This window comes from Streptomyces sp. FXJ1.172, from assembly GCF_001636945.3.
Classification (GTDB): domain Bacteria; phylum Actinomycetota; class Actinomycetes; order Streptomycetales; family Streptomycetaceae; genus Streptomyces.
Window position 1 is genome coordinate 4,591,145 of sequence record NZ_CP119133.2, and the last position, 26,471, is coordinate 4,617,615.

Below are 26,471 nucleotides of genomic sequence, written 5' to 3' on the forward strand. Positions count from 1 at the left end.
GTGCTCCTTTCTGCTGTTTCGACGGTTGGAGGGGCGGCCCCGGGGCGGCGGGATGCTTGGCGGCTTGCTACCGCCCCGGCGGCCGGTCAGCGCTTGTTCGCGCCGTTGAGCAGGGAGCGCAGGACGACGGCGGCGATGGCCACGGACACGGCCGATACGGCTCTCTTGGACGTCGCAGGGGTCTTCAAGGGGCGTTTTAACGTCATCATCACCAATCCACCTTTCGGTGCGACGGTGGGGCGTGATCAGCTGGTAGGTGCTACCGAACAGACGCAAGTGGAGCGCGACCCGGCAATCATCAGCCGCTACCGCAAGGCATACGGAGCCCCCTGGGTTGATTCGCACAACGAGATGAAAGCCGCCGCAGAGGCGCATCTACCCATTCTGTCCCTCTTTGATATCGGCCGACTGCCTATCGGTGCGCCTCTGCCGGGGAGCAAGGTGCGTCCAAGTCGGGAGACAGAGACTCTTTTTATTGAGCGCTCTCTAGACCTCTTGCAACCCGGCGGGCGACTCGGCATCGTCCTCCCGGATGGCCTGCTGAACAACCCATCGAAGTCTTGGCTCCGGGAATACGTCGAGGGACGCGCCAAGATCCAAGCAATCGTGTCCATCCCGCAGGAAGTTTTCGCCTCCTCCAACGCCACAGTAAAGACGTCTCTCGTCTTTCTGCAGAAGTTCACCTCGGCAGACGAAGAGGAATGGATCAATGCTCGGGAACAAGGGCGCCGGGAAGCCGAACTCAACTTCGCGGATGAATTGCATGACCTAGAAGAACTCGCTGCACGAATCCGATGGTACGGTCGCGAGGGTCTTCGGCCTCTTGTAGAGAAGATCGAAAGTCTGCAAGACGGCGAACAAGATAGCGAAAGCAAGAAGCTTTTGCAGGAGCTGCGCAGTGACTTGCGCGCAGCGGTAACGCCGGCAGACAAGGAAAACGCCAAGCAGCTTCGGAAGGAGCACACAGCTCGCCTCGCGGAGTTGAACAAGAAGATCGACGCCTTTGCGCGTCAGAGGGCACGCGAGATCTTCTCCTACCCCGTCTTCATGGCCGAAGCTGAAGCAGCCGGTATCACAGCTACGGGCGAAACGGGGGCTCGCGTACCTAACGACCTCCCGGGCATCTTGGCGGATTATCGAGAATTTGAGCGCGATCCTGACGGCTTCGCGCGCACCGTTGCAGCCCGCTTGCATGTCGCTTCATCCGAGGATGGTGAGTGATCGTGCCGCATGTTCGCATTGTTCCGTCGAGTGCGTTGGCACGATGGGACGCCAAACATGTTCTGGGGGCTCAATGGCTACAGCCAACAGATCGACAAATGAAGATTGGTCAGGTCCTGCGGCGGAGACGGGATGTAGCGCCCAAGAAGGTTCGTCTCGGCACGATCCATTTCGACGGGTCCCTTTCTTTGCGCCCAGAGTCGAGTGAACTGAAGGGCACAACATATCTCGCGAGCCCCGGTAATGTCGTCTTCTCCAAGATTGACGTGCGGAACGGCGCCATCACCGTCGTCCCTGAGGGCATGCAAAAAATCGGATTCAGCGCCGAGTACCCGATCTACGAAGTTGTCGACGCAGAGACGCTGCTCCCTGAATTCGTTGCATTGGTATGCCGGACGTCAGTCTTTAAGGCTCAGGTCCAAGCCCTAGTCGTCGGGCATTCTGGCCGTAAGAGGGTATCTCCTGAAGAGTTCGAGGAGCTCTACATCCCTGTCCTTCCTGCGGCGGACCAACGTAAGATTGTGGAGAATCACAGGGACCGCCTAACCGAGGCAAGGGAGTTCGACCGCTCCGCTAAAGAGCGTGTGCGAGCGGGTATTGACGAGCTCACTGAGGCCCTTGCCCTCGAGTCACCCGACATGCATCCAATAAAGGGCGCCTTTATCGCGCCATCTCATGCGCTCGATCAGTGGTCCATCTTCGCTGGGACAGCCGGCGCTCTGGGCATCAGTCTTGACTTGCAGAGCAAGTTCAAGGTTCGCCACTTGGGTGATCCTTCGCTGGCGACCATCGGACACGGGATCCAAAAGAGTCCACGTAATCGGCCAGATCGCAACTCTCGACCTTATCTTAGCGTGAAGAATGTACAGGACGGCTTTCTCGACCTTAGCGAAATCAAATATATTGACGTCCCTGAGAGTCGACTCAGTCAATACCAGTTGGAGCCTGGCGATGTTCTTCTCTGCGAAGGCAACAGTGCCGAGCTGGTAGGTCGGCCAGCTATCTGGTCGGGCGAGATTGAAGGATGCGTACATCAAAATCACGTGATGCGCATCAGGTGCAACCGAGACGAACTGCTGCCGGAATACTTGCTTTCCTTTATGCAGACCAGGGTGAGCCGTGGACACTTTCGCAGAAGGGCCAAGAAAACAACCAACTTGGCTACCATCAACAGTGCAGATGTAAAAGAGTTGCAGGTGCCTGTCCCGCCTCTGCCCGAGCAGCGCAGGATCGCCAGGATTTGGGTCAAAGCTCAGGCTGACGGTGCAGAACTTCGAAAAAAGGCACATGCAGCTCGAAAAGCCGCTTACAGCGATTCTGAAGCAGCGATCGTAGGTGGGTGACAGCGGCGACGCTTGGCCTCCAGGACCACGGTGACGCCGCGGTACCAACTCCCGTGTCTTCCTTGGCAAGCGCGCCATCCTGGCGCGCCGCCTCCTGCTCCACCACCCCACTGAGTAGAAGACCAGTGTCATCGGGATGCACCAGCTTGCCGGCCGCCGATAGGTTCTGCGCCATGGGCACTATCTCAGCCTTCACCCGGGAAAGCGGGCCCTCTCGCAGTCGAAGCCGGTGCTGCCGAAGTCGCGCGCGCTGGGAGGGGCAGCCCAGCGAGCGAAGCCAAGCCGCTACACGCCACCCCCGGCTAATACCCCCTGCCGGCCCGTGGGCGCACCGTGCTTAGCGGGTCACTCATTTGACCTTTGGCGGCAGTAGGGCGATCTTCGAATGAGCCAGCCAGAGTCGTTTGAGGCTCATAAGGACCGTGAGGACGAGATGAAAGAAGACTGCGACCAGTAGACCGGTCCATATCCAGTCCACCGGCTTCTTGGGATCGCTCACTGAACTGCATGTCACCAGCAGAACAATCAAGCACAGCCCGACGACGACAGCCCAACTCACGTTGTTGAAAAGCTCCTTGACGTACTTTGTGGTTTCTTGCTCCCCTAGCTCGTCATCTCGCTGCAAACGCAAGCTGAGGGTGAAGACGTTCGTCAGCAGGCCAAACAGCAGCCCGGTAAAGATGCCTACGCCGCCAATGAATTTGGAAACATCATAAAGGCCAAAATGGCCATAATGTCGCAATAGGGCCGTGGCGCAGCCAACCGCCAGCGGAAAGAAGACGAACGCCACGAAGTCCGCTCGACGCCGCTTACGCGTTCTCGCATCAACGTACGTTCTAAAGTGGGCTCTCGCTATATCGCGGACATCCCACTTTTCGCTCACAACGCCCCCTCAGACTACGGACCTCACCCCTGCCACGTCCTCCGGCTGACGTGCATGTAGTCAAGTGAAGCACCCACCTCTGACAGTACCGCTGACCTGAAGGTTTCGTCTGTCGGGGTGCCACTAGAGGCGTCACCCAACTCGTACATGAAGCGGGGCAGCTCGTGGTCCACCACGATGGTCCGGGACCGCCCCTCCGACTCAATCTGCATGCGTACTTCGTCAGCCTCAGGCACTCTTACTGAGAAAACGGTGTCTGAGGGTAGACGCTTCTCCATAGCCTGCTTAATCCAAGCCGACGGCAAACGTCGTCTGCGGACGGCCTTCACGCGATGTTCTTGAATACGGCTCCCAACAGCCCCATCGGCATCTTGCTGGTGAACAACGTACGTTATTTCCTTAAGGCTGGATCGATCGATGAACTCGTTCCAGGCATTCGTATCCTGAAAATGATTGAACTCAACCACATAGCGCTCTGTGTCGAACTTTTCACGAAGCCACTCTTTGAAAGAGGCGCACAGGCCCCCGAATGCCGAGGTGTGGCCGACGGACTCCGTAGCCCACAGAGCGCAGTCACCTACCATGGGAACTACCAGCGCCTGTCGCACTGGATACGAGGCCGCATCAGTTGTCTGTATGTCGTACGAGTCAGTTCCGGTGTTGGTCGCTACCACCTTTCCAGTTACGCCATAACTCCCTGTTTCCACCGTGAACCACATGGTGCGGAAGTCGACTTCCGAATCCTTCAGTCGGAGGTATTTTTCGCTTTTGTCAATGCGCTTACCTCTACCCTTTAGCTCGGAGTCAAGGAAGTCAGAGTACAAAGAAAGAAAGTCTCGACGATTCGACCCAAATGCCGCGATAGGGAGGTACTCGTCCGAGCGGACCTTACGGATCTTGACTTCATACAGCGAGAAGGCGTGCAGCGCCATGCGACGAGCTTCTTCCTGTTAATGCGTGGTGTCGTTGACAGGGTACTGTCAGCAACGTTTTGTGCAAGCTATGGCCAAAGCGTGAAGCAAGTGCACTTCTTGGTCACTGATCGTGCACGGACATGTCTGCCTACAGGTGTGAGCAGCGGTCGGCACGTCCACTGGCGCTCCGGGTTTCAGTTGCCGCTGTGGACTGTCTGTGGACGGGTACAGCGCTCCAACATGCATACAACGCTTTGACCAGCGGCGATCGCTGACAGTGCGACGGCCTCCGGAGCCGTGTACGCATCGCGCATTGGTGGGTGCGGGCGGTCATGACGCAGTCAACGCCTCGCTGCCATTCTCCAGCAGCGGGGCGTCCGACGGTGCCGGTCTGCCGCCGACGGCCGATGCAGGAGGCGCTGGCCGCCCGGATACATGGACAGGCGACACCAGAACGCTGATCAGACTGCCGCCAGACGGCGGGATTCAGCCGCCTCACAGCGTGCTGGTGCCAGGGTCTTGAGCGCTCCGTACAACGGCCGGCCGCCGGAGGGGAACTGACGGCCGGGTTCCTTCTGGGTCATCTTTCTCACGACGGCCAACGCCCCCCACATGTCGTCGTCGGCACTGACGACCTTGAAGTCAAGGGGGAGCAGCTCAGGGCGGTACACGAGGAAGGAATAGCGGGCTCATCATTGATTAAAGTGAGAATGTTTGACTTTCCGCCTCACCTCGGCATATGGCATGATCCCGCATCAGGCCTGGGGAGGGGTTATGAAGTTGGGGCGGGCTGTCGGACTGACGATGGCGATGCTGACGGCTGCGGCATGTAGCGGATCGCACGCAGCTACGGGGCCACAACCCCCGATGTTCAAAGCACCCGATCCGGATCTTCGCGGTGTGCTGCACGCGAACTATCACGTACTGTCCACCAGCCGCGCAGATCTCAGCGGCGGCAAGGCGTTGGATGCGGTCGTTCTGTCGGCAGGTCCGGGCATCGACCCGACGAATCCGGTCAACGATGGCACCGAAGACGTGCAAGTTCTGAGCTATGACACGATCGCCAAGCGCTGGAATGTCACCTTTGACGCGGCAAGTAACGTTGTTCCCGCCGACTACACGCAGACAGACTCCAAACCTTCCCCGTTGTTGTCGCAGTCCAGCTCCATCACAGACCTGGCCGCAACGCCGGTCCGGATGACGAAGGATGCGACCTCACAACTCGCGATCTTCGCCACCCAGCAAGGGGGGAATCGTCCGTTCGGCATCACCGCAGTCGTCACCTTCGATGCGGCCGGTCCGCACATCTTCTGGAATGACTCGAGCGTGGGCGGCTCGACCCACGTGATCACCGGTAAGCCCGGCGCGCAAGTGCTGTCAGTCAGCGCGCAGTGGCGGACCAGCGCCGACGCAGCGTGCTGTCCCGTCCGGGATTTCCACCGACGGGTCGGCGCTCAGGACCACGGAATCGGCGTACTGAGCGACGACCGCACATGGCTGGGAGCATGGATCGCCACGGACACCGGTTCGAGTGCTCCCGACGCCGGGACCGTCGTCGGCACCGTCCCCAACTCGCCCGCCGACTCCGTCCTCAAGGTCGGCGACCGGTTGGTCGGACGAACGGGAACGCCCACGCAGCCCGGCACGATCGCAGGACCGGCCGTGGTTGACGAGCTGGCCAAGGCACATCCTGGAGATCACGTCACGCTCTCGGTGCGCCGAGCGGGTCGGATCATTGAGATTCCGGTCACGCTCGGGTCCCTTGCCGACCCAAGCGCACAGGGCCTGACGGCACCATCGTCCGGATACATAGGGGCCAGCGTGAGCGATGCCGCTGTGGGTACGCCTCAGGGTGCCGTCATCGGCAACGTGGCCTATGGAGGACCCGCCTCGCAGGCCGGGCTGACCCCCGGCGAGGTGATTCAAGCGGTCGGCGACGTGCCGGTCAGCAGCTCGATCGATCTCGCTGCCGCGCTATTTGGCACCGTCGGACAGACGACGTCCTTCGCCGTGCTGGACCCGTCAACAGGGCTGAAGACGTCGATCTCCGTGACGCCCTCTGCCAGACCCAACAACATGGCGAAATCCCTCACAGCACCTGACGCTATCTGATCAACTGCGCTATGGGTGGATCTTGACCATCAGGTTCCGGCCAGGTCGGGCCTTGTCGGACGATCGGTCGGGGCTTTTCGCGGTAGGCCCCCGAGAACGGGGCAGTTAGAGGGGGACTGATGTCGGACGAGAGATCACGAAGACCGAGGGAGTCTCCGCAGGCCCCACCGATGCCGCCTCCGTACCCTCCGTATGGGAGCGGGCTACCAACGGGCTTCAGGGGGAAGCCGAACAACTGGCGTGTTGCCTACGTTATTGCAACCATGGCGTTCGCCATCGGATTCCTCGTGTACGTGGCCACCATCAACAACTACAACCTGTGCAACAGCACCGTGGGCTCCCTCGCCCAAGCCTTCAGTGTCCAGGCGCAAAAGAACTGACAGGTAGTCAGCGCCGCCCATGCCGTCTCGCTGATCTTGATGGGCGGTGGAATCGTCTCCGCGATCGTCGGCGTCGTACTCCAATCGAGTCGCCGGACATGAATACGGGTTGAGCGCGACTATTGGGCCCAAGGGCCTGGTCGCTGTCTGACACGGAACCGCTCAGTGGCAGGGGTTTATGCACCGCACCTGACGGCAACTGCTGACGGCAACAGGGACGTATGGCGGGGGACGAGAGCAGTAGTCAGCGGACTGGGCTCGGCCATGGGAGGGGCCCGGGCCCTACTGCTGGGCCTACACCTGCGGGGCTGAACTCCTAAAGCGGTGCCTCCGCAGGAGCGACCTCGGAAACAAGCGATCAACAGGAGCTGCGCATTTCAAAGGGACCCAATGGTGGGGGGACGAGAGGAAACATTTACTGTATTACGCTGATAGCCTCGCCCAGCTATCCCGAGGTCGCGGCGGACGGCAGCATGAAATCCGTCACGCGAGATCCTGTACCGCTTGTAGGATTCTTCCCACTCCGCTGCATCTACGTCGACCAATCCGCGGGCGTAGTCACTCAGTTGCCACATAGCCGAACGAAACGCATGTGCAGCCCTACCAACTTGCTCATCGGCGAGCATCTGCACCGTTTCGTATGCGAGCGCCAATCGCCTATCGGATTCAGCGATCTCTTTCATTCCTTCTTCAAAGGAAACGGGAGGAGGGCCTTCTAGGAGATTTCTTGTTGTAGCAAGCGAACGCGCAGCCCCAACCTGAACATGTGCTACATGGATTAGCTCTCGGTACGCGTCGAATCGGCGCTGACTCCACTCCCGTTGTACATCACGCTTCCACCGAAATCGCTCAGATAGCGCGCTGCCGGCGAAGGAGAGAATTCCACCAATAACTACGCCGATTAGGGCCGAAAGTTGAACCACCAAGCTCACGTGTCCCCCAAAAAAATGAAGCGTCTAGCCCTCGTTCGAACTGCCCAGTGACTCTTCTGTCTGTGTCGCCAGTAGTCTGCCCCGCGGTGTGCTTGTCCAGCCTTGCCAGAGGTTCTCCCGGGCACTGAAACACCCACCGGGCCGGCCGGCGCAGGCAGGATGCCCGCAGGCGCCACTCAGACTCTCACCAGGTTCCCCTGCAAGAGATGCACTGGGTGAGTGTCTAAGAGGTCATCTCATTTGGCGCATTCGATAGGCTCCGGGTGTGGGGATCGTTGAGCGGCTGGTGCCGGATGAGCTGTGGGAGTTGTTCCAGCGAGTGGTGCCGGAGGCGCCGAGTCGGCCTCAGGGAGGCGGCCGGCGCCGGCACGGTGACAGGGAGGTGCTGGCTGCGATCGTGTTCGTGGCCACGTCGGGCTGTACGTGGCAGCAGCTGCCGGCCGCCTCGTTCGGACCGTCGGGACCCACGGCTCACCGGCGTTTCACCGAGTGGTCGAAAGCCCGGGTGTGGGCGAAGCTCCATCGCCTGGTCCTCGACGAACTCGGCTCCCGGGGTGAACTGGACTGGTCTCGCTGTGCGATCGACTCGGTGAACGTGCGGGCCCTGAAAAGGGGGGCCTGACAGGTCCGAATCCAGTAGATCGAGGCAAGTACGGTTCGAAGATCCACTTGATCACCGAACGGACCGGATTGCCCATCTCCATCGGCATCTCCGGCGCCAACCTGCACGACAGCCAGGCCCTCGAACCGCTCGTTCGCGGCATCCCGCCCATCCGCTCCCGTCGCGGTCCGCGCCGACGACGGCCGGCCAAGCTCCACGGCGACAAGGGCTACGACTACGACCACCTGCGCCGATGGTTACGCCAGCGCGGCATCCGGCACCGCATCGCCCGTAAAGGCATCGAGTCCTCCCAGCGCCTGGGACGCCACCGCTGGACCATCGAACGCACCATGGCCTGGCTCGCCGGATGCCGCCGCCTGCACCGCCGCTATGAACGCAAGGCCGTCCACTTCTTGGCCTTCACCAGCATCGCCTGCACCCTGATCTGCTACCGCAGACTCACCAAATGAGATGACCTCTAACTGAGTGACAACGCCAGCGGACGGCGGCGGACGAGCGCGGACGCCTACGGACCGACCACGCAGGTGAGAAGCACACCGGCTCAAGGCGGAGCCCCCACCCAAGTTGCTTCGGGACGAAGAGGTCGTGGGTTCAAATCCCGCCACCCCGACGCCGTAGTACCAGGTCAGGGGCCTGATCCGCTTAGCGGGTCGGGCCCCTGGGTGGTTCCAGGAGCCGTTTGGGGAGCCACTTGGGAGCCGAACTCAGGACACGGCTCCCCGTGGCACGGATACCGCCGCGCTTTGGGACGAGGCTTGGCAGCTGATCCGGCGGACTGGGGTACCCCGTGCACATCCGAGGGCACCGCGAGCCGACCACTTCACGATTTCGCACGTCCCGGACGACGTGTCGCCAGAGCTCACGCCGAGCACGATGCCTCGGACGTCACCGTCACCCTCGCGCGGCTCGGCGGTCGAGATGACGGTGTGGCCGGACCTGTCGCTGTCGCCAGGGCACATGTCACCACGCGCTAGGAGTCGCCAGGACCCCGAACGAGAGGCCCACGCGCTCCTCCCTCACCGATCGGAAGACAGCCCCTATATAGGCGAGTTCACCAGGTGCTTCCCGAACGCCCCATCCATTTCTGCCGTTTCGGCTGAGTCGAGTGCCACACTGGTAGTGGCTTTGCTTCGGGGGTCACTCCGCAGGCCGTGCGAGCGCTGAACGGCGCAGGCACGCGACGGGACTTGGGAATCGCCCAGTACTGATCGTCTCGCACGTCCAGAGACTCGAACGGCGGTGGCACGGTGAACCGGTAACCCGCTGTGAACCCGGCCGGAAGTTCGGCCCGCTCGCACGGTCGGAAACCCGGCAAAGTGGTGGCCCAGTCCGGCGCGGCTTCGGCCGTGCGGGACGCCTCCATGCCACTGGTGAGCCGGACGCCTGTCGCCGGGTCCTGGGCCAGCTCCCGGAAGATCTCCAAGGACCGTTGCCCCCACTGGTCGACCTTGTCCTTCGGCTCGACCAGGTAAGGCCCCCACATCGCCCCGGCCGCCAGCGACGTGACACCAGGCACCTGCTCGGCGATCGCATGCACCGGAGCCCCGGCCTCGGCGAGAACGACGGCTGTGGTGAGCCCAGCCACCCCAGCCCCGACAACGACAACGCGCTCCCCTGCGGTCATGAACCTGACCCTAAGCGCGGAGTGGCTTCGATAAGGCATGCCGTGCAAGGCCATGATCGACCCTGTTCCAAAACACCTCTCGTGCTGTCGCACTCACCTCCCGCTCCGCCGCTCGAACCGGATCAGAAACTCGTTCTCCTCCGGGAAGGCGTCGTCCTCGAGTAGAGGTAGCCGAGGACGCTTTGGCGTTCCAGCGAACAGGCTCATGTGATCTCCCCCCGTGAGGTACTGGGTGTAACCACGTAGCGGTTGGTTTCTCGTGTTTGACTACCTCTCGCTGCCCCGCTGCTACGGTCGCCTGTATGACGCTCTCGGTCTCCGCGAGTCAGACTGTTGACCTACGCGCGCAGCCAGTTGACGAGGTTCTGGATCGCGTGGCCCGGTCTCTGCAGGTGCGTTTCCTACCGGAAACGGTGGTGCGCAAGCGTCGGTCCGTAGGAGCACGGACCGACCGCGAGACCTGGGTCCGCATCGAGCGACGCTTGCTCGACAAGATCACCGATCAAGGGTGGAACGGCGCGGAGTGCGCCGCCCGCTTGGACGGCGTCGCCCAGCCGGCCTGGCGGGGGTGCCTGGTCTGGCGGGACACGAACGAACAGGTCATGTGGCGGGCCGACGAAACTGACCTTCTGCCCGCCGCTCCAGTCGGAAACGCCATTCTGAGTGAGGCCCCGGAACTCTCGGACGAGTGGTGGGACGGGTTGAACGCCTCTCTGGACGCGCTGGCAGCGCACCAGACAAGGCGGATCGCCACACCCGACACCGAGACCATCACCCAGACGTCGGTCACCGAGGCCATTCGGGCTGTCTTTCCCGGCGATTTCGATACGACCGTCCAGCGTTGGGTGCCCGCCCACGCCGACCTGAACTGGGCCAACGTCACGGCGCCGGTGTTCAGCCTCTTCGACTGGGAGGACTGGGGGAACGCCCCACAGGGACTGGACTCGGCCTCGCTGTGGGCGAACTCGCTTGCCGTCCCGTCTCTGGCCGATCGTGTACGGCAGGAGCGTCGGCGGGACTTCGAGAGCCGGGACGGCAAGCTGATGACGCTGTTCGTCTGCTCGAAGATCCTTGGGCCGTACACGCACCCTGAGGATCCTCGGTTGGAGCTTGCACAGCGCATGGCCGAGCAGGTCATTGATGAGCTTCAGGCGGAGTGATCACGCGAGCGGTCGCGGAGGAGCTTCCGGTACTCCTGGACGGTCCGCTCCTCCACCTCGGCTGCCAGGGCTCCGACGAGTTCCTCCAGGTGGGTCGGTTCGTCGGTGCCCACGGCGATGGAGCCGACCCGCGGGAGATGGTAGGCGACTCTGAATGCTCCCTGGACGCTGGAGAGTCGACCGCCGTCCTGGAGGAAAAGGCGCGGGTCCAACCTGTCCCACACCGAGGCACTGGTGCTGCCCCCAAAGGGACTCATCCCCCAGACCTCGCCATAACCCAGCTTCCACGCGTTGATGAGGGTCTCCGCCGCATCTAGCGTTCTGGCGCCGACCAGCAAGCCGGCGCGCACCATGAGAACCGATGGCCTCGGCACGGTCAGGTCGACCAGGCTCAGTACCGGTGACGGATCCCACGACGCGACCCCCCAGGCGCCGCACAGTCCCTTCTCTTTGGCGTCATCCAAGGCGGCGCACGCCGCTGCAAGCACATCCTTCTGGTGCGGGGCAGCTTTCCGGAGCGAGTGTTCCGGGTTGTGCAGGAACACCAGGTCCGGCTCCCGCCCCAGGTTCTTGGCCGCCTCCTCCACGGCCGAGTTCAGCCGCGTGGGATCGAGGGAGTGCTCCACCCCGTCGGGCCCCGGGAAGTAGCCGACCTTCGTGGAGACCGTGAACTTCGGCAGCAGGTCGCCGGCTGTCCGAGCCAGGACCTGGTGCGAGCGGAAGTCGAGGTAGTTGGTGCTGGTGTCGAGCGCGGTGACGCCCAGGTCCAGCGCTCCGGTCAGGAGCCGGCGTTCGTGACGAGACCGGTGTAGCCCGAGGACAACTCGGGGGTCAGGACCGCGCACAGCTCCTCCTTCACCAGGATCTCGGCGACCTCCACCACTTCGGCCCCTGCGACGGCCGTGGCCTGTTCCAGCACAACCGGCCTGCCGCTCAACAGCAGACGCAGCGCCGGCAGGGCCTTGGCCGCGAGGGTCAGCCTCTTCCCCGAGGCCAGGACATCGACGGTCTCCCCGCTCTCCCGTATCCGGGGAGGGAAGTGGGTGGTGCACACGACGGCGTCGAGCGGCCCGAGGATGTCGAGGAACGGCACATGCCTGGGCAGGGTCGTCTCCTGCTCGTACGCGGCCAGATAGTCGGCCGGGGAGCGCTCGCCGAGCAATGCCGTGGCGGCCTCGGTCAGAGCCGCGCTGTCGGGGACGTGCCAGCGGTCCAGATCGTGCCTGAAGATCTCGTGCTCGCGGCTCCAGTCGGCAAGCCAGGCGAGCCAGGCGGCGCCGGTACGTTTGGTGATGCCGAACGTGACATGGAGGCTCTTCCCCGAGCCGCTGCCGGTCCTGGTCGCCTGGTGCCAATGGCCTCGGGGGATGTGCATGACGTCACCGGTCCGCATCACTCCGGACCAGATGATCTCGTCGCTCGGGATGGTGTTGGGGTCGGAGTCCCGGTACATGGGGACCTTGCGGGAAGCCGCGCGCACCTCCCACTCCTTCTCGCCAGCCAGCTGCACGATCACGACGTCGTGGTCGTCCCAGTGCAGGGGGAAGCCGGCGGCGTCGTTCGTCGTCAGGTACGCGTTGACCTGCACACGCTCATGGGACCACCACTGCAACGCCCGGCACGCGGCCTCCATCGTCGGGTCGAAGACGTTGGCCTGGTCGAGGATGAGCGTCGCGCCTTCTCGCAGGAGGTTTCCGAGGCTTCCCATGTTGACCATGGGGATGCTCTGGCCCCGGGGGCTGACGCTGTCTGTGTAGTAGACAGCCGGGTGTACCTCCACACCCTTCTGGAAGCACCGGAACTGCGGGCGGTTCAGGCTCCTGCGCATGACGATGTCGAGCAGCCGGTTGGGGGTCAGGAGGCGGGAGAGGAGCGCGGGGTCGTCCAGACCGCCCCGCGCGAAACCCTTGCCCAGCTCCTCGGCCCCGCTCCATCCGAGTGCTGTCTCGATCGCGTTGATCAACCGATGTTCCATCGCTGTCCTTCCAGGATGTGGTCGCCTGATGTGGACACGGCTGGGGCCGGCACGGCCAGTCGTGCCGGCCCCAGCCGCTTGGTGCGCGCGTGCCTACTCGCTGTCGTGCAGGTTGCCGTCGCCGCCCGGCCACGGCGCGTCGCCGGAGCTTCCGGCGTTGTCGGACCGGAGGCTGTCGTACCGGTCGTGGACGGCGGTCAGCTCCTCGACCGCCATCAGCAGGCCGCTACGGGCCGAAGGCGGTGCCGTGCGCTCTTCCACCTCGTGCTCCTTCCTCTTCGGGTCTCCTGCCGGGGCTCCGGCGGGAGGTCAGGGCCGCCTCACGGCCGTGGGAGAGATTGATTTCCGTGAGGCGGCGGTCATTGGGCGGCCCAGTGAGCCGCAGCTCTGCGCCTACGGCCGCATGGACTGACCGCTCATCGGCAGAACGGCCGCGTCCTGACGCATGTTGGCCTCCAGGACGCGTTGATCCAGTTCGTACAGGCACGCGCGGCACGCGAAGAGAGCCGCGTGCATGCCGCTCGACCGGACGGGCCCGATCCACGTCACCTCGACGTCGTCACGGCCACACCACAGCCAGCACTCGCCATGCGTCTGCCACTCATGCCTGTCCCACAGCGCATAGGCCGTCGGCTCGCCGGTGACGGGGTCGATGTCGCGGCGGGTGGGGCGGAAGACCACATCGCGCTCCGGAGACAGAGCCGCCTGTACTGCGTGCCTCCCCATCAGGCGACCCTCATTGTCAGCGACTTGGGCTCGGCCCCATCCCGGTGCTTGGCCCACATCGCGAATAAGCCACGCGGTCCAGCGGCAGCCGTGCTCGTCTCCACCGCCATGGGCAGCGCCATCTCGGCCCATACCCGCTTACCGGCGCCGGCGGGCTCCCAGGCACAGCGCGCCGAGAGCAGTCGGACCAACGCCAAGCCGCGCCCGTTCTCGTCATCCGGTTGGGCACGCCCTGTCCGCGGAACCGACGGGTCGCCGTCCAGGACATCGATCAGCAAGCAACCGGGCCGGTTGAACAGGGTGACGGTGATCGGCCCTGCCCCGTGGACAACGGCGTTGGTGATGAGCTCCGAGGCGACGAGTCGGATGGCGTCGGCGATCTCCTCGTCCAGTGGCACACCCCATGCGCGTACCTTGTCGACGATCTCGCGCCGAGCCGGGGACACCTCGGATTCGATACCCGAGAGGACGAACCGATGGACGAGCGTGGGCATGGCGGACGCCTCCGAAGAGCTGGAGAGCGGCTCCATCCCCGACGGGGGGCACAGGAATGGAGCCGCCGATCTGAGGAACCGCTCCGCGAGCGTTCAACTGAACTCGCTCGCCGGCGGCTGATACTCAGTCAACGGCGCTACCCCTGCCCACCGGAACGTTTCTAGGGGGTTTCTCCTGGGGACGCCCTCCCCGTACTCGGACACGCGAAGTAGCCTTCCAACTACGTCTTGAGCGGACGACAGGAGTGATGACGTGCCTACCGAGCCGTTAGCAGTCCACCCGCTGGCCTTCCTCCTCCAGACGCGTGGATGGGGCAAGGGCGAGTTCGCCCGGCTCATGCAAGACCACGGGAGGAAGCTCGGGATCCCGCTCGCGACCAACCGGACGACTGTATGGAAGTGGGCACAGGGCCAGGAGCCGGACGCGGACGCCCAGCGCGTCCTCGCCGACCTGCTGGGCGTCCCGTACGAGCAGGCGCGTGCGGAGGGATGGCCCCGCTGGCTCCCCGTCTGGGAGGTGACCGGACTCACCGCTCCGTGGACAGAGGCCGGTACCGTCGAGGCATTGTCCGATCTTGTGGGGAGTGGACGGATGGACCGCAGAGGCTTCCTCACCATCACAGGAGCAGCCCTGACCGGTCTCGCGGCGAGTTGGGTGGACGCACCCTCCGCCATGGCTGCGGCACTCAACGGTGACCGGGTCACGGACACGATGGTCTCGACGATCGAGCAGCGCATCAGCACCCTCCGCACACTCGACGACCAGCTTGGCGGTGCTCGACTACTGGAACAGGCCCGAGGCGACCTGGCTCTGGTCACCGGTCTCCTCAGCGGTGGCCGCTACACCGACAAGGTCAGGCTCCGGCTGTACGCGCTGGCGGCCCGGGTGTCGCACCTGACCGGATGGATGGCCTACGACGCCGGCCTACGGTCCGCAGGGCAGCGCTACTACGTCGGAGCCCTGCGCAGCGCCCGCACCGCCGATGACGACGCGTTCGGCGCGTTCATCCTCGCGGAGATGGGCGTGCACGTCTCCGAGGCCGGGCGCACCGCTGAGCGTGTCGACCTCATCTCGACCGCCATCGACAACGCGCCACGCTCTCTGTCGCCCCGCACCCAGTCGTTCCTCTACCTGCACAAGGCAGAGGCGCTCTCACGCGACGGCGACCACCGCGAGGCAGGCACGGCACTCAACCGTGCCACCTCCCTCTGGGAGGGCCACGTGACGGACGAGAACCCTGACTGGCTCGACTGGTTCGGCGAGGCACAACTGAGATCGACCGAGGGGAAGGTCCTGTTGCGCTCGGGGCAGGTGGAACGCGCGACCAGTTCCCTGGAGACTTCCGTGACGCGAGCCGCCCCCCGGGACAAGGCGGTACGGTCCAGCCGTCTGGCTGAGGCGCGGCTCGCCGGCGGTGACCTGGAGGGTGCGTTGGACGCCGCGAACTACGGCGCCGAACTGCTGGAGGACAGTGTCAGCTCCATTCGGGCCCTGGACCGCCTCAAGGAGTTCTCCACACGGCTGGAGCCGCACAAGTCCGTACCTCCCGTTCGCGAGTTCCGCGAGCGCCTGCAGGAACTGTCCGTCGTCGTTTGATGCCGACCGTCCGACCGCCGGGGACGAGCCCGTCTCGGTGAAGAGGGCTGCAAGACTGCCAGGATGGCCGACATGACGACGATCTACGGTGAGGTGGCCCCCGGGTTCGAGCCGGTGCGGGCGGCGTTCATGGAGAACTTCACCCGGTACGGGGACCTCGGGGCGGCGGTGTGCGTGTACCGGAACGGCCGGCCGGTGGTGGACCTGTGGGGTGGCGTGGCCGACGCCGAAAGCGGTCGTCCCTGGACGCGGGACACGCTGCAACTGGTCTACTCGGCGACCAAGGGCGCAACCGCGACCGCAGCGCACATGCTGGTCGAGCGCGGAGCACTCGACCTGGACGCGCCTGTCGCGAAGTACTGGCCGGAGTTCGCCGCGAACGGCAAGGCGGACATCCCTGTGCGCTGGCTCCTGGCCCACCAGGCCGGCCTGGTCGCGCTGGATCAGCCGGTGCCGTTGGAGGAGGCGCTGGCCTGGCACCCGATGGCGGCGGCACTGGCCGCTCAACGCCCCCTCTGGACTCCGGGCACAGCGCACGGATACCACGGCCGGACCTGGGGATGGCTGGTCGGCGAGGTGATCCAACGGGTGTCCGGCCGCTCACCGGGCCGCTTCTTCGCCGACGAGATCGCGGCCCCACTGGGATTGGACTTCTTCATCGGCCTGCCCGCCGACGAACGCGACCGAGTCAGCCGCATGGTGTACCAAGGGCCGAACGTCGACCTCACCACCCTGCCCACCGAGTCGGTCCCCGAGGAACTCCGCGAGCAGGTCGCCGCTTGGCGGGACCCGAACTCATTCAGCAACAGGGCATACGCCGTCACCGACCCGCCCGAGATCGACTTCGACTCACCGGAGGTGCAGGCCGCGGAGCTCCCGGCCTCCAACGGCATCGGCACCGCACGCGCTCTTGCCCGCATGTACGCCGCGCTGATCGGCGAGGTGGACGGCGTGCGCCTGCTCTCCCCGGACGCCCTGGCGTCAGCGACCGAGGAGCAGGCCAGCGGGAAGGACCAGGTCATGCTGATCCCCAGCCGCTTCAGCGCCGGGTACATGCTGCCCACCGAGAGCAACCCGATGATCGGGCCAAGCTCTTTCGGCCACACCGGCCGAGGAGGGTCGCTCGCCTTCGCCGATCCGGAGCACGGTGTTGCCTTTGGGTACGCGATGAACAACATCATTGGGGGCACGGACGACGCCCGCGCGGCATCTCTGGTCGACGCGGTGCGAAGGTCGCTCGTGTGAGGGCAAGATCCGGGATGGCTCCGCCGGAGAGCATGAGCGCCCGGAGCACGGTCGCGGCGGCTACGCCGCCAACCGCCGGTGCCCAGTCGAGGTGGAAACCGCTGGAGCGGAGGTGATGCCATCTGTCGAAGTCGCATCGGCGGGGACTTCTCGGCTTTCCCCACGTAGACGAAATCGTCGTGCAGGTAGGGCTGGTAGACACCGGGGCGCTGCAACAGCTGCTTGATGCTCACGTCACTTCAAGGGGCTCTGGTCAGCTTGGCGAGATCCGCCGCGAGCTGAACGTCGAGTGCCTTCGACTTTGCGGCTGCCGGAGTACCGGACGAAGTCCCCTTGCTAGATCTGCTCGGACATCCGGATAGCCCTCTGGTGCCTGGCTTCGGGGGAACTTGGCTGCGCCGTCGCGCCCGCGGAAGGGACGCGGCCTACCTCTTCCTCCTGGCGAATGGCGAACCCTGCCGCGCGGAGGAGTTGCTGGCGCCGACTGGGATCAGGCGGAAGTCCGCCGTCGCCGAGGCGCTCAGGCGGGACGAGAGGTTCGTGCAGCTCCGTCTGGAGGGTAAGTGGGCGCTGGCCGAATGGCCTCACCTGAATGTCACTCCGTACCCGAACGCCATGGAGGCCCTCGTCGCTGTGCTGACCGAACTGGGGCCGCTGCCCAAGGACGCTCTCTTCGTGAAGGTCGGCGAGCGCTACCCGGTGACCCTGTGGCGCCTGCACCAATGCCTGCTGGACGACAGGGTGGGCATCACGGAGGACGGCTTGATCGAGTTGGTCGCGCGAGGTGCTACCCCGATCGAGGAGAGCGAGCCAGCACGGCCGGCGAGGATGGCCGTCGATCCTGCGGGAAACGTCTTTGGCGTCCGGCTCACGGTGGACAAGGACATCCTTCGGGGTAGCGGCGTCGTGGTCAGCAGCTGGCTCACATGGCAGCTCGGAATGCGACAGGCCCCTATGGTCAGGACCTTCTCCATCGCCGGTCACCCCACACCGATCGTCCTCAAGCGGGCGACGAGTGCGGCCCAGATCTCCAGTCTGCGGGTGCTGGTGAAGGAGAACGGAATGGTGGGCGGCTGCGAATTCGTCCTCTTCCTCCGCACGGACGACTCGACGGCCCGCATCGAGCACGCCTGCACCCCACACATCTGCCCTGCGGCGATCGAGTCTGCCAGGACAGATGTGAGACCGCCGGGCGCCTCCGCTCTTGAGCTGTCGCCGTAGGAGTTCGGTGAACCCCTTACGAGGGGCCGCATGGGGCAACGGGAGAAACGATGATGGCGGCCGTGCGGGTTAGGCTCTTCCTCTCGGGAGCCCGGACGGTCGGGCTCTGCTGCAACAGGCTGTCAAACGTCCAGCGCGTTAGCGGACAGGATGGCACGGACCAGGTCTGGCTGGCACTTGGACGTCGTTTCTTATGGTGCGTATGAACACACACGCTGTAGAGCAGCGAAGGCCGCGCTGGCGGAGTCGGCAGGGAACAGCCGCAGGACGGTGACTCGGTTCGGCGTCGTGATGACGTAGTGCCGCGCCAGGTAGGAGAGATCTCCCCAGCTTTCTCGGGCATGGGCGCGCATCAGGACCTGGCCGCATCTCGTGCAGGCGATCCAGGGAACGAGGACGAGACCGGCCAGGTCCTGTTCGGCCCCACCTATTGCCTCGGGGACGGTGCTTCCGTCGCCTTCGATCAGCTTCAGGTGGCCCGATGTGCCTTCAACACGGCACTGAAGGATCCGTGGTGTGAGCATCTCCCGCTCGCCCCAGCTCTCTGCGAGCACGGAGATCTGGGCCCTGACCGTCGCGCTGATCGGCACTCGGTGGCCGAGGATGCCGGAGACGAGCAGGCCAAGTCCCGCCTCCTGCTCTCCGATGTCCCAGCAGTCTTTGACTTCCTGGGCTTCGGCCTCCGGCAGCAAGGCGGCAAGCCGGTTCCAGATGACGGCATCGTCGGTCACCTGGCAGACGCTACCGGCCGGCGCTGACACCCAGACGCCGCAGGCAGATGAGCATGACCGCGATCGCAGTGAAGCCAAGGAAGTGTTCGGGCTTCCGCTCGTAGCGCCGGTGCAGCCGACGGCATCCGGACAGCCACGACATGGTCCGCTCGACCACCCAGCGGTGACGGCCGAGGCGGGCTGAGCTCTCGACCCCGCGGCGCGCGATTCGCGGGACGATGCCGCGTTCCCGCAGCCATTTCCGCAGGTGGTCGTAGTCATAGCCCTTGTCGCCGTGCAGCTTGGCAGGCCGCCGACGACGCGGTCCCCGGCGGGATCGAATGGGCGGGATGCCCCTCACCAAGGGTTCCAGGGCCTGGCTGTCGTGCAGGTTGGCGCCCGAGACGGCGACCGAGATCGGCAGGCCCTTGCGGTCGCACCCGCCCCGTCATGCCCGGGACAACGAGCCTGCCGGGGCCGATACGGGGGCGGCACGTGATTCACAGCTTCGTACGGTCACCCTTTGCCATTCGGTCGACCAAGCATCAGCGCAGGTCAGATAGCGTCCAGGCATCCACTGTTGAAGACGGCCCGGGGCTTTGCGCCGGGCCGGTGGGGAGAAGTGTGTCGTGAGCCTGATCAATCTGATGAACACCGCAGTAGACATCTCAGAAGGGTGGCGCTCCCGGGTGCTGGGGCACGTGGGCACCGCCTGCGTGAAGGTGCTGAGGATGGACGAGATGCCCGTCGAGGCGGAGAGCCACGATGCCCCCGAGGCTCTTCTGGTTCTCGACGGGCAGCTCCAGCTTGAAGTCAGCGGTCAGCCTGTCCCGGTCGGTGCGGGCGGGTTCTACATGATTCCGGCAGGCACAACCCACGCGGTTCGTCCCGGCAGCCGGGGCACACTCGTGATCGTGGAACTCCGAGAAGACGCCGAGATTTTGCATGAACAAGGCCCGATTTCATGATCTCAGTGAACAGCCTCGTTGCAGCGAGGCACGAACTCCCCGCTCTCGTCGAGGCGGCCGACCCTGATCCCCTCAGGGAGGCCGACACCCTGCAAGAAGCCCAAAGAGCCGACGAGCGTGGGACGTCTCTCGGTGTGTTCCGGCCCACGAATGTCAGCTGCCGGGACGGTGAGTTCCCCGCCCGGTCGGCCTAGGCGTTGCACACACCCTGGTTGACCATCCGGGTGTGGCGTGCGACCACCGGGCGGGCGCTCTTGGCCAGGGACTTCACGTGCGGGTTGGTGCCCGAGGCGATCTCCTTGTCGATGAGCGCGAGGGTCTGCACGTGGGCGGTGTACTGGGCCTTGAGCCACGCGGGATCGTACGCGGGTGTCCCGGCGAGGGACTTGAGGGCGGCGGTCTGCCTCAGTTGCGCGGCCGTTTGCCCGGAGGGCAGTGTTACGCCGAGTTGCGCCGCTGTCTTGACGACACCGGCATCAAGGGCGCGGTGGTCGCGGATGAAGTCGGCGCCGACACGCTTGACGCAGGCGGTGGTCGCGGCACTCTGAGCCTGCTGACTGGTCGCGATCTCCCACAGGTTGCCCTGGTGGGCTGCGGTCAGGAGCTGTTTGTCCAGGGCGGAGGCAGCTGACGGCGAGGGCGACGACGAAGCGAGGGCCGGGAGCGACGTGGCACCCATGACGCACAGGGTCGCGGCGCAGACGGCGGCGGAACGGGCACGGGATCGAGTCGTGTACATGAGTCCTCCACAGGTCGCACATGCAAGGCCCGACGAAAACCCCACCCTGAAAACCCCATCCTCATTGCTCAAAAGGTAACAAAACACACCTATGTCATGGTTCACCCGGTTGAGCTGCCCGGCAACCCGGGACTCCAGCGCGAGCGGGTGCGGCACCTGCCGGTGCGGTCACAGGCCCACGTCCCGGCCGCGGATGTCCTCCAGCGACTCGCGGCGGACCAGCAGGCGGGCCGTGCCGTCGCGTACGGCGGTCACCGGCGGGCGGCCGACCAGGTTGTAGCCGGAGGCCATCGAGAGGTGATAGGCGCCCGCCACGGGGACGGCGAGCAGGTCGCCGGGGCGTACGTCGGCGGGCAAGCCGGCCCGGGCGGCCAGCACGTCGCCCGCCTCGCAGTGCCGGCCCACCACGGTCACCCGGGCCGGGGGCGCGGTGCTGCGCCTGCCCACCAGCCGCGGCGCGTAGCGGACGCCGTACAGCGCGGGGCGCGGGTTGTCGCTCATGCCGCCATCGACCGCCACGAAGACGCGGTCACCGGTGTGTTTGACCGACAGGACGCGGTAGAGCGCGATGCCCGCGGGGCCCACGATCGCCCGGCCCGGCTCGATGATCAGGCGTGGGACGGGGAGCCCGGCCGTGGCGCAGGCGTCGGCCAGTTCGACGCGCACCCTGCGGGCCAGTGCGGTCAGGTCCAGGGCGTCCTCGCCGGGGCGGTAGGCGATGCCGTGGCCGCCGCCGAGGTCGAGTTCGGGCAGGACCAGTCCGTGCTGCTCGTACAGCCGGCTCATCAGGCCGACGAGGCGCCGTACGGCGACCAGGTACGGCTTGACGCTGGTGATCTGGGAGCCCAAGTGGCAGTGCAGGCCGGTGAGTTCGAGCTGCGGCTGGTCGAGGATGCGGGCTATGGCGTGCTGGGCGTAGCCGTCGGCGATGGACAGCCCGAACTTCTGGTCCTCGGTGCCGGTGCGGATCTTCTCGTGGCCGCCCGCGCTGATCCCGGGGACGACCCGGACCATCACCTTCTGGTGCCCGTCGGGGCCGACGGCGGCGGCCAGCCGGGCGATCTCGGAGGGGCTGTCGATGACGATTCGTCCGACGCCCAGGCGCAGGGCGGTCTCCAGGTCGCGGGGGGACTTGGCGTTGCCGTGCAGCACGATCCGCTCGGCGGGGAAGCCGGTGGTGACGGCGAGTTCGAGTTCGCCGGCAGAGCAGACGTCGAGGCCGAGCCCCTCCTCGGCCATCCAGTGGGCCATGGCCCGGCACAGGAACGCCTTGGCGGCGTAGAGGACTTGGGCGTCGGGAAAGGCGTTCCGGTAGGTGCGGCAGCGGTCGCGGACCTCCGCCTCGTCGAGGACGTAGACCGGGGTGCCGAAGCGGTCGGCGATCTCGGCGAGCGGTACGCCGCCCACGCTGAGGTCGCCGTGCGGGGACTCGGTGGTGGAGGCGGGCCACACCGACAACTCGGCGGTCGTGGCGGTGGGTTCGTGGACCGTGGTCATGGTGGCTGCCCCTCTCAGGCGGACCGCAGGGCGGGGATCTCGGCACCGGCGGGGGTGAGCGGTGCGGGGGCCGGGGCGGTGAACTGCGGGTCCACCGTGAGGGAAGTGACGCCGAGCGGGGCGGTCAGCGCGCGCAGCGCGGGCTCGGCGAGGCGGATCCACGGCCGGCCGGGGCCGAGCGTGGCGGTCAGCCGGAGCAGAGAGGTGAAGCCGCCCACGCTGAGGTCGCCGTGCGGGGACTCGGTGGTGGAGGCGGGCCACACCGACAACTCGGCCGTCGTGGCGGTGGGTTCGTGGACCGTGGTCATGGTGGCTGCCCCTCTCAGGCGGACCGCAGGGCGGGGATCTCGGCACCGGCGGGGGTGAGCGGTGCGGGGGCCGGGGCGGTGAACTGCGGGTCCACCGTGAGGGAAGTGACGCCGAGCGGGGCGGTCAGCGCGCGCAGCGCGGGCTCGGCGAGGCGGATCCACGGCCGGCCGGAGCCGAGCGTGGCGGTCAGCCGGAGCAGGGACGTGAAGCCGACGGCGGTGCGGTCGCCGAGCGGGGTGCGGAAGAGCTGGGCCGTGCACCCCCAGGGACCCGGCCGGACAGGTACGTACAGGGGTCCGGCCGGGACGGGATCGGAGGGCTCGGGGTCGTCGCCGTAGAGAAGTCGTGCCATGGGGTGCCTCCCACGAAGGGCAGGGAGTTGGGTGATCCGGAGTGCCCCGGACGCGGGGAGGCGGTCCGGGGCTCGCCGTCGACGTTATGCCCGTTCTCCCGTGGGTTCCGGCGGGCCCTGACGAGACGCTGACGGGGGCGCCCATGACCTTGACGGGGCGCTGACGCACGCGCTCGCAGGGGGTGCGGACAGCCGTCAGAAGAGTGTCAGGAAGTGGTGCCCGGGCTTTTCGGACCGCCCCGGCGGCGGTGTGATGGAAGGGATTTCCGAGGAGGAACCGATGTCCGATTACCGCCCGCCCTCGGCCGCCCGGGTCGTGGTGGGAGTGAGCGGCTCGCTGGGCAGTACGACCGCACTGGCCCGGGCCGCCGTGGAGGCCAGGCGCCGGGGGGCCGAACTCTGGCCGGTGCTGGCGTGGGAGCCCCCGGAGGGCGATCTCGCCGGCCGCAGGTTCCCGGCCTCGAGGGCCATGGTCCCGCAGTGGGAACAGCTCGCGCGCGAGCGGCTCGTCGAGGCGCTGCGGGAGGTGTTCGGCGGCACCGGCACCGGGCTGCCCGGCCAGGCACTGGTCGTCCGGGGCGCTCCCGGACGGGCGCTGGTGCGGATCGCCGACCGGGAGGACGACGTCCTCGTCATCGGTGCCGGACGGCGGGGTCGGCTGCACCGGGCGCTGTGGCCGTCGGTCGGCCGCTACTGCCTCGCGCATGCCGTCTGTCCTGTCCTGGCGGTGCCGCCGTCCCCGCTCGAGTCCACGCTGGCGTCCGTCCACCGCCGCAACACCTGGCGGCTGCGGCTGGACGCCGGGCGGCTGGAGCGGGAGTCAGCGGCGCTGCCGCCCGGCGGCGCACGAACATGATGCTGCGTCACATGCGGTGCTCCCGGCGCCGTTCAGGCACTCGGTCAGGACGTCATCACCGCCTCCGACCCCGGCTGTCCCGGACGTCCCCGTTGCGGTGCCGTCGGTACGGCCAGCACCATCGTGAGTCCGCCGCCCGGTGTGTCCTCGGCGTGCAGTGTCCCCCCGACGGCCTCCGCGAAGCCCCGGGCGACCGCCAGGCCGAGGCCGACGCCGACACCACGTGGGGCGTCGCCGTAGCGCTGGAAGGGTTCGAAGATGCGGTCCTTGGCCTCGTCCGGGACACCGGGTCCGCGGTCGACCACCCGCAGCTCCACCCGGTCGGCGAGAGCGCTGGCGAAGCCCAGGACCGGCTCCCCGGGTGGGCTGTACTTGACGGCGTTCTCGACGACGTTGGCGACGGCCCGCTCCAGCAGCCCCCGGTCGATGTGCACCATGGGCAGCGTCTCGGGGATGTCCAGCTCCACGCTGTCCTCGGGCACCCCGCCGAGCGCCATCGGGACCACCTCGTCGAGGCCGGTCTCGCGGATGATCGGGGTGACCGTGCCGGTATGGAGGCGGGACATGTCGAGCAGGTTGCCGACGAGGTGGTCGAGGCGATCGGCGCCCTCCTCGATGGCCGCGAGCAGCTCGGCCCGGTCCTGCGCGGACCACTCGACGTCGTCGGAACGCAGCGACGTCACTGCGGCCTTGATGCCGGCGAGCGGGGTGCGCAGGTCGTGGCTCACGGCGGCGAGCAGCGCGGTCCGCATGCGGTTGCCCTCGGCCAGCTCCTTGGCCCGGTCGGCCTCGTGCTGCAGGCGCTGGCGGTCCAGCACGACGGCGGCCTGCGCGGCGAACGCGGCCAGGGCCCGGCGGACGGCGGCGGGCAGCACCCGGCCGCTCAGGGACAGGGCCAGGTGGTCGCCCACGGGCACGTCGACGTCGGCGTCCTCGGGGATCCCGGCGGGCCGGGGGCCCACGCTGCCGGCGCAGGTCCACGGGGCCGTCTCGCCCGACCGCTCCAGCAGCGCGACCGACTCCATCCCGAAGGTCTCGCGCACCCGCTCCAGCAGCGCCTCCAGCGTGGTCTCGCCGCGCAGCACGTTCCCGGCGAGGAAGGACAGGATCTCCGACTCGGCGCGCAACCGGGCCGCCTGCTGGGTGCGCCGGGCCGCGAGGTCCACGACCGACGCCACGGACACCGCGACCCCGACGAAGATCGCTATGGCGACGATGTTCTTCGGGTCGGCGATCGTCAGGGTGTGGACGGGCGGGGTGAAGTACCAGTTCAGCAGCAGGGAACCGATCACCGCCGAGGCCAGCGCCGGGAACAGGCCGCCGAGCAGGGCCGCCGCCACCGTCAGCGCCAGGTACAGCAGCATGTCGTTGGTGAGGCCGACGTCCGCGGTGGTGCTGGTGAGCAGCCAGGTCAGCACCACCGGCCCGAACACGCCGACGAGCCGGCCCTGGATGACCCGGGAGCGGCCGAGGCGCGCGCCGCGGGCGACCGGGAGTCCGCGGCCCTTGCCCGCCTCGTCGTGGGTGATGAGGTGGACGTCGAGGTCGGGCCCGGACTCGACGGCGACCGTGGCGCCGACACCCGGCCCGAAGACGTACTGCCAGCTTCTGCGCCGCGAGACGCCGAGGACGATCTGGGTGGCGTTGACGCCCCGGGCGAAGTCGAGGAGCGCGGCCGGTATGTCGTCGCCGACCACGTGGTGGAAGGTGCCGCCGAGGTCCTCGACCAGGGTGCGCTGGTCGGTGAGTTCCTTCGGTGAGGCCGAAGTGAGGCCGTCGCTGCGGGAGATGTAGACGGCGAGCACCTCGCCGCCGGCGCCCTTCTCGGCGAGCCGGGCCGCACGCCGTATCAGGGTGCGCCCCTCGGGGCCGCCGGTCAGCCCGACCACGATCCGCTCGCGCGAGCCCCAGATGGCCGACACCCGGTGCTCGCGGCGGTACTCGTTCAGGTACTCGTCGACCCGGTCGGCCACCCACAGCAGCGCCAACTCCCGTAGTGCGGTGAGGTTTCCGGGCCGGAAGTAGTTGGCGAGGGCCGCGTCGACCTTGTCCGGCCGGTAGATGTTGCCGTGCGCCATGCGGCGCCGCAGCGCCTCCGGGGACATGTCGACCAGCTCTATCTGGTCGGCCCGCCGTACGACCTCGTCCGGCACGGTCTCCTGCTGCCGCACGCCGGTGATCGACTCGACCACGTCGCCCAGCGACTCCAGGTGCTGGATGTTGACGGTCGAGATGACGTCGATCCCGGCGGCGAGCAGTTCCTCGACGTCCTGCCAGCGCTTGGTGCCCCGCGAGCCGGGGATGTTGGTGTGCGGCAGCTCGTCCACGAGCGTCACCTGGGGACGGCGGGCGAGGACGGCGTCCACGTCCATCTCGGTGAAGACGGCGCCCCGGTACTCGATCTCCTTGCGCGGGATCTGTTCCAGGCCGTGCAGCATCACCTCGGTGCGCGGCCGGTGGTGGTGTTCCACATGGGCGACCACGCAGTCGGTGCCCCGCTCGACACGGCGGTGGGCCTCCGACAGCATCGCGTACGTCTTGCCGACGCCGGGTGCCGCGCCGAGGTAGACCCGGAGCTTGCCGCGCGACAT

24 protein-coding genes and 2 pseudogenes are annotated in these 26,471 nt (G+C 66.4%); 11 read left to right on the forward strand and 15 right to left on the reverse strand.

Translation table 11 applies throughout. The features are described 5' to 3' along the window. Positions 1-135: 135 nt before the first annotated feature. Positions 136-1,221, forward strand: a complete 1,086-nt coding sequence (locus A6P39_RS20435) for an N-6 DNA methylase (RefSeq protein WP_079133429.1) — start codon at positions 136-138, stop codon at positions 1,219-1,221. Further along, complete coding sequence (locus A6P39_RS20440) at positions 1,218-2,564, forward strand: restriction endonuclease subunit S (protein WP_159396067.1); 1,347 nt, start codon at positions 1,218-1,220, stop codon at positions 2,562-2,564. The genes A6P39_RS20435 and A6P39_RS20440 overlap by 4 nt, the downstream gene beginning before the upstream one ends. 349 nt (positions 2,565-2,913) lie before the next feature. On the opposite strand, the gene A6P39_RS20445 is transcribed toward A6P39_RS20440, so the two are convergent. Next, on the reverse strand, positions 2,914-3,354 hold the full coding sequence (locus A6P39_RS20445; RefSeq protein ID WP_067046780.1) for a hypothetical protein: 441 nt from the start codon (positions 3,352-3,354) through the stop codon (positions 2,914-2,916). A gap of 116 nt (positions 3,355-3,470) precedes the next feature. Further along, entirely contained in the window at positions 3,471-4,379 is a 909-nt protein-coding gene (locus A6P39_RS20450) for a hypothetical protein (protein WP_067046784.1), read from the reverse strand. 849 nt (positions 4,380-5,228) lie between these two features. On the opposite strand from A6P39_RS20450, the gene A6P39_RS20455 reads away from it, so the two are divergent. Both A6P39_RS20455 and A6P39_RS20460 read left to right on the forward strand, forming a co-directional pair. Then, entirely contained in the window at positions 5,229-6,473 is a 1,245-nt protein-coding gene (locus A6P39_RS20455) for a PDZ domain-containing protein (protein WP_159396068.1), read from the forward strand. A gap of 1,583 nt (positions 6,474-8,056) precedes the next feature. Next, a protein-coding gene (locus tag A6P39_RS20460; protein ID WP_275883977.1) for an IS5 family transposase occupies positions 8,057-8,856 on the forward strand; the annotation gives its coding sequence in 2 pieces (ribosomal slippage) (positions 8,057-8,392 and positions 8,395-8,856; 798 coding nt in all). A gap of 791 nt (positions 8,857-9,647) precedes the next feature. Here the strand turns inward: A6P39_RS20460 and A6P39_RS20465 are convergent. Then, positions 9,648-10,031, reverse strand: a pseudogene (locus tag A6P39_RS20465) (FAD-dependent oxidoreductase); the annotation flags it as partial. A 302-nt stretch (positions 10,032-10,333) separates the two neighbouring features. On the opposite strand from A6P39_RS20465, the gene A6P39_RS20470 reads away from it, so the two are divergent. Next, entirely contained in the window at positions 10,334-11,191 is an 858-nt protein-coding gene (locus A6P39_RS20470; protein ID WP_067051668.1) for a hypothetical protein, read from the forward strand. Here A6P39_RS20470 and A6P39_RS20475 read toward each other — a convergent pair. From A6P39_RS20475 to A6P39_RS20495, 5 genes are all read right to left on the reverse strand, one after another. Next, a complete protein-coding gene (locus A6P39_RS20475) occupies positions 11,179-12,036 on the reverse strand; it encodes an aldo/keto reductase (RefSeq protein ID WP_067051666.1) in 858 nt (285 codons plus the stop codon). The two genes, A6P39_RS20470 and A6P39_RS20475, sit on opposite strands and share 13 nt — an antisense overlap. Further along, positions 11,970-13,166, reverse strand: a complete 1,197-nt coding sequence (locus A6P39_RS20480; protein ID WP_067051664.1) for a JmjC domain-containing protein — start codon at positions 13,164-13,166, stop codon at positions 11,970-11,972. Before A6P39_RS20480 ends, A6P39_RS20475 begins: the two co-directional genes overlap by 67 nt. Positions 13,167-13,259: 93 nt before the next feature. Next, positions 13,260-13,427 carry a hypothetical protein gene (locus A6P39_RS20485; RefSeq protein WP_182790285.1) on the reverse strand — a complete coding sequence of 56 codons (168 nt, stop codon included), beginning with the start codon at positions 13,425-13,427 and terminating at the stop codon, positions 13,260-13,262. Positions 13,428-13,559: 132 nt separating this feature from the next. Continuing rightward, positions 13,560-13,892, reverse strand: coding sequence for a hypothetical protein (locus tag A6P39_RS20490; protein WP_067051662.1), 333 nt, complete (start codon positions 13,890-13,892; stop codon positions 13,560-13,562). Continuing rightward, a complete protein-coding gene (locus tag A6P39_RS20495) occupies positions 13,892-14,386 on the reverse strand; it encodes an ATP-binding protein (RefSeq protein ID WP_067051660.1) in 495 nt (164 codons plus the stop codon). The genes A6P39_RS20490 and A6P39_RS20495 overlap by 1 nt, the downstream gene beginning before the upstream one ends. Here A6P39_RS20495 and A6P39_RS20500 point away from each other — a divergent pair. The 4 genes from A6P39_RS20500 (at position 14,385) to A6P39_RS20515 (ending at position 18,449) form a co-directional block, all read left to right on the forward strand. Then, positions 14,385-14,507, forward strand: coding sequence for a hypothetical protein (locus A6P39_RS20500; protein WP_275883879.1), 123 nt, complete (start codon positions 14,385-14,387; stop codon positions 14,505-14,507). The genes A6P39_RS20495 and A6P39_RS20500 overlap by 2 nt on opposite strands. 132 nt (positions 14,508-14,639) lie before the next feature. Continuing rightward, positions 14,640-15,983, forward strand: coding sequence for a transcriptional regulator (locus A6P39_RS20505; RefSeq protein WP_067051658.1), 1,344 nt, complete (start codon positions 14,640-14,642; stop codon positions 15,981-15,983). A gap of 72 nt (positions 15,984-16,055) precedes the next feature. After that, a complete protein-coding gene (locus A6P39_RS20510) occupies positions 16,056-17,228 on the forward strand; it encodes a serine hydrolase domain-containing protein (protein ID WP_067051672.1) in 1,173 nt (390 codons plus the stop codon). A 615-nt stretch (positions 17,229-17,843) separates the two neighbouring features. Further along, positions 17,844-18,449 carry a hypothetical protein gene (locus A6P39_RS20515; protein WP_331454140.1) on the forward strand — a complete coding sequence of 202 codons (606 nt, stop codon included), beginning with the start codon at positions 17,844-17,846 and terminating at the stop codon, positions 18,447-18,449. A 191-nt stretch (positions 18,450-18,640) separates the two neighbouring features. Here the strand turns inward: A6P39_RS20515 and A6P39_RS20520 are convergent, their stop codons facing one another. Continuing rightward, on the reverse strand, positions 18,641-19,180 hold the full coding sequence (locus A6P39_RS20520) for a hypothetical protein (RefSeq protein ID WP_067051655.1): 540 nt from the start codon (positions 19,178-19,180) through the stop codon (positions 18,641-18,643). A gap of 10 nt (positions 19,181-19,190) precedes the next feature. Beyond that, positions 19,191-19,595: pseudogene (locus A6P39_RS20525) on the reverse strand (IS5 family transposase); the annotation flags it as partial. A 211-nt stretch (positions 19,596-19,806) separates the two neighbouring features. On the opposite strand from A6P39_RS20525, the gene A6P39_RS20530 reads away from it, so the two are divergent. Next, on the forward strand, positions 19,807-20,127 hold the full coding sequence (locus tag A6P39_RS20530) for a cupin domain-containing protein (protein WP_107304445.1): 321 nt from the start codon (positions 19,807-19,809) through the stop codon (positions 20,125-20,127). A 190-nt stretch (positions 20,128-20,317) separates the two neighbouring features. Here the strand turns inward: A6P39_RS20530 and A6P39_RS20535 are convergent, their stop codons facing one another. The 4 genes from A6P39_RS20535 to A6P39_RS20550 all read right to left on the reverse strand — a co-directional run bounded on the left by A6P39_RS20535 (position 20,318) and on the right by A6P39_RS20550 (position 23,024). Next, positions 20,318-20,866: a DUF4142 domain-containing protein gene (locus A6P39_RS20535; protein ID WP_067051648.1), complete on the reverse strand. Its 549-nt coding sequence runs from the start codon at positions 20,864-20,866 to the stop codon at positions 20,318-20,320. Between the two features lie 168 nt (positions 20,867-21,034). Then, on the reverse strand, positions 21,035-22,363 hold the full coding sequence (gene lysA, locus A6P39_RS20540; protein WP_067051646.1) for a diaminopimelate decarboxylase: 1,329 nt from the start codon (positions 22,361-22,363) through the stop codon (positions 21,035-21,037). A 14-nt stretch (positions 22,364-22,377) separates the two neighbouring features. Then, positions 22,378-22,671: an SAV_915 family protein gene (locus A6P39_RS20545; protein WP_275883880.1), complete on the reverse strand. Its 294-nt coding sequence runs from the start codon at positions 22,669-22,671 to the stop codon at positions 22,378-22,380. Between the two features lie 14 nt (positions 22,672-22,685). Continuing rightward, entirely contained in the window at positions 22,686-23,024 is a 339-nt protein-coding gene (locus tag A6P39_RS20550; RefSeq protein ID WP_067051644.1) for an SAV_915 family protein, read from the reverse strand. A 280-nt stretch (positions 23,025-23,304) separates the two neighbouring features. On the opposite strand from A6P39_RS20550, the gene A6P39_RS20555 reads away from it, so the two are divergent. After that, positions 23,305-23,880, forward strand: a complete 576-nt coding sequence (locus tag A6P39_RS20555; protein WP_067051642.1) for a universal stress protein — start codon at positions 23,305-23,307, stop codon at positions 23,878-23,880. Between the two features lie 44 nt (positions 23,881-23,924). Here the strand turns inward: A6P39_RS20555 and A6P39_RS20560 are convergent, their stop codons facing one another. Beyond that, on the reverse strand, positions 23,925-26,471 hold the full coding sequence (locus tag A6P39_RS20560; protein ID WP_275883881.1) for a sensor histidine kinase: 2,547 nt from the start codon (positions 26,469-26,471) through the stop codon (positions 23,925-23,927).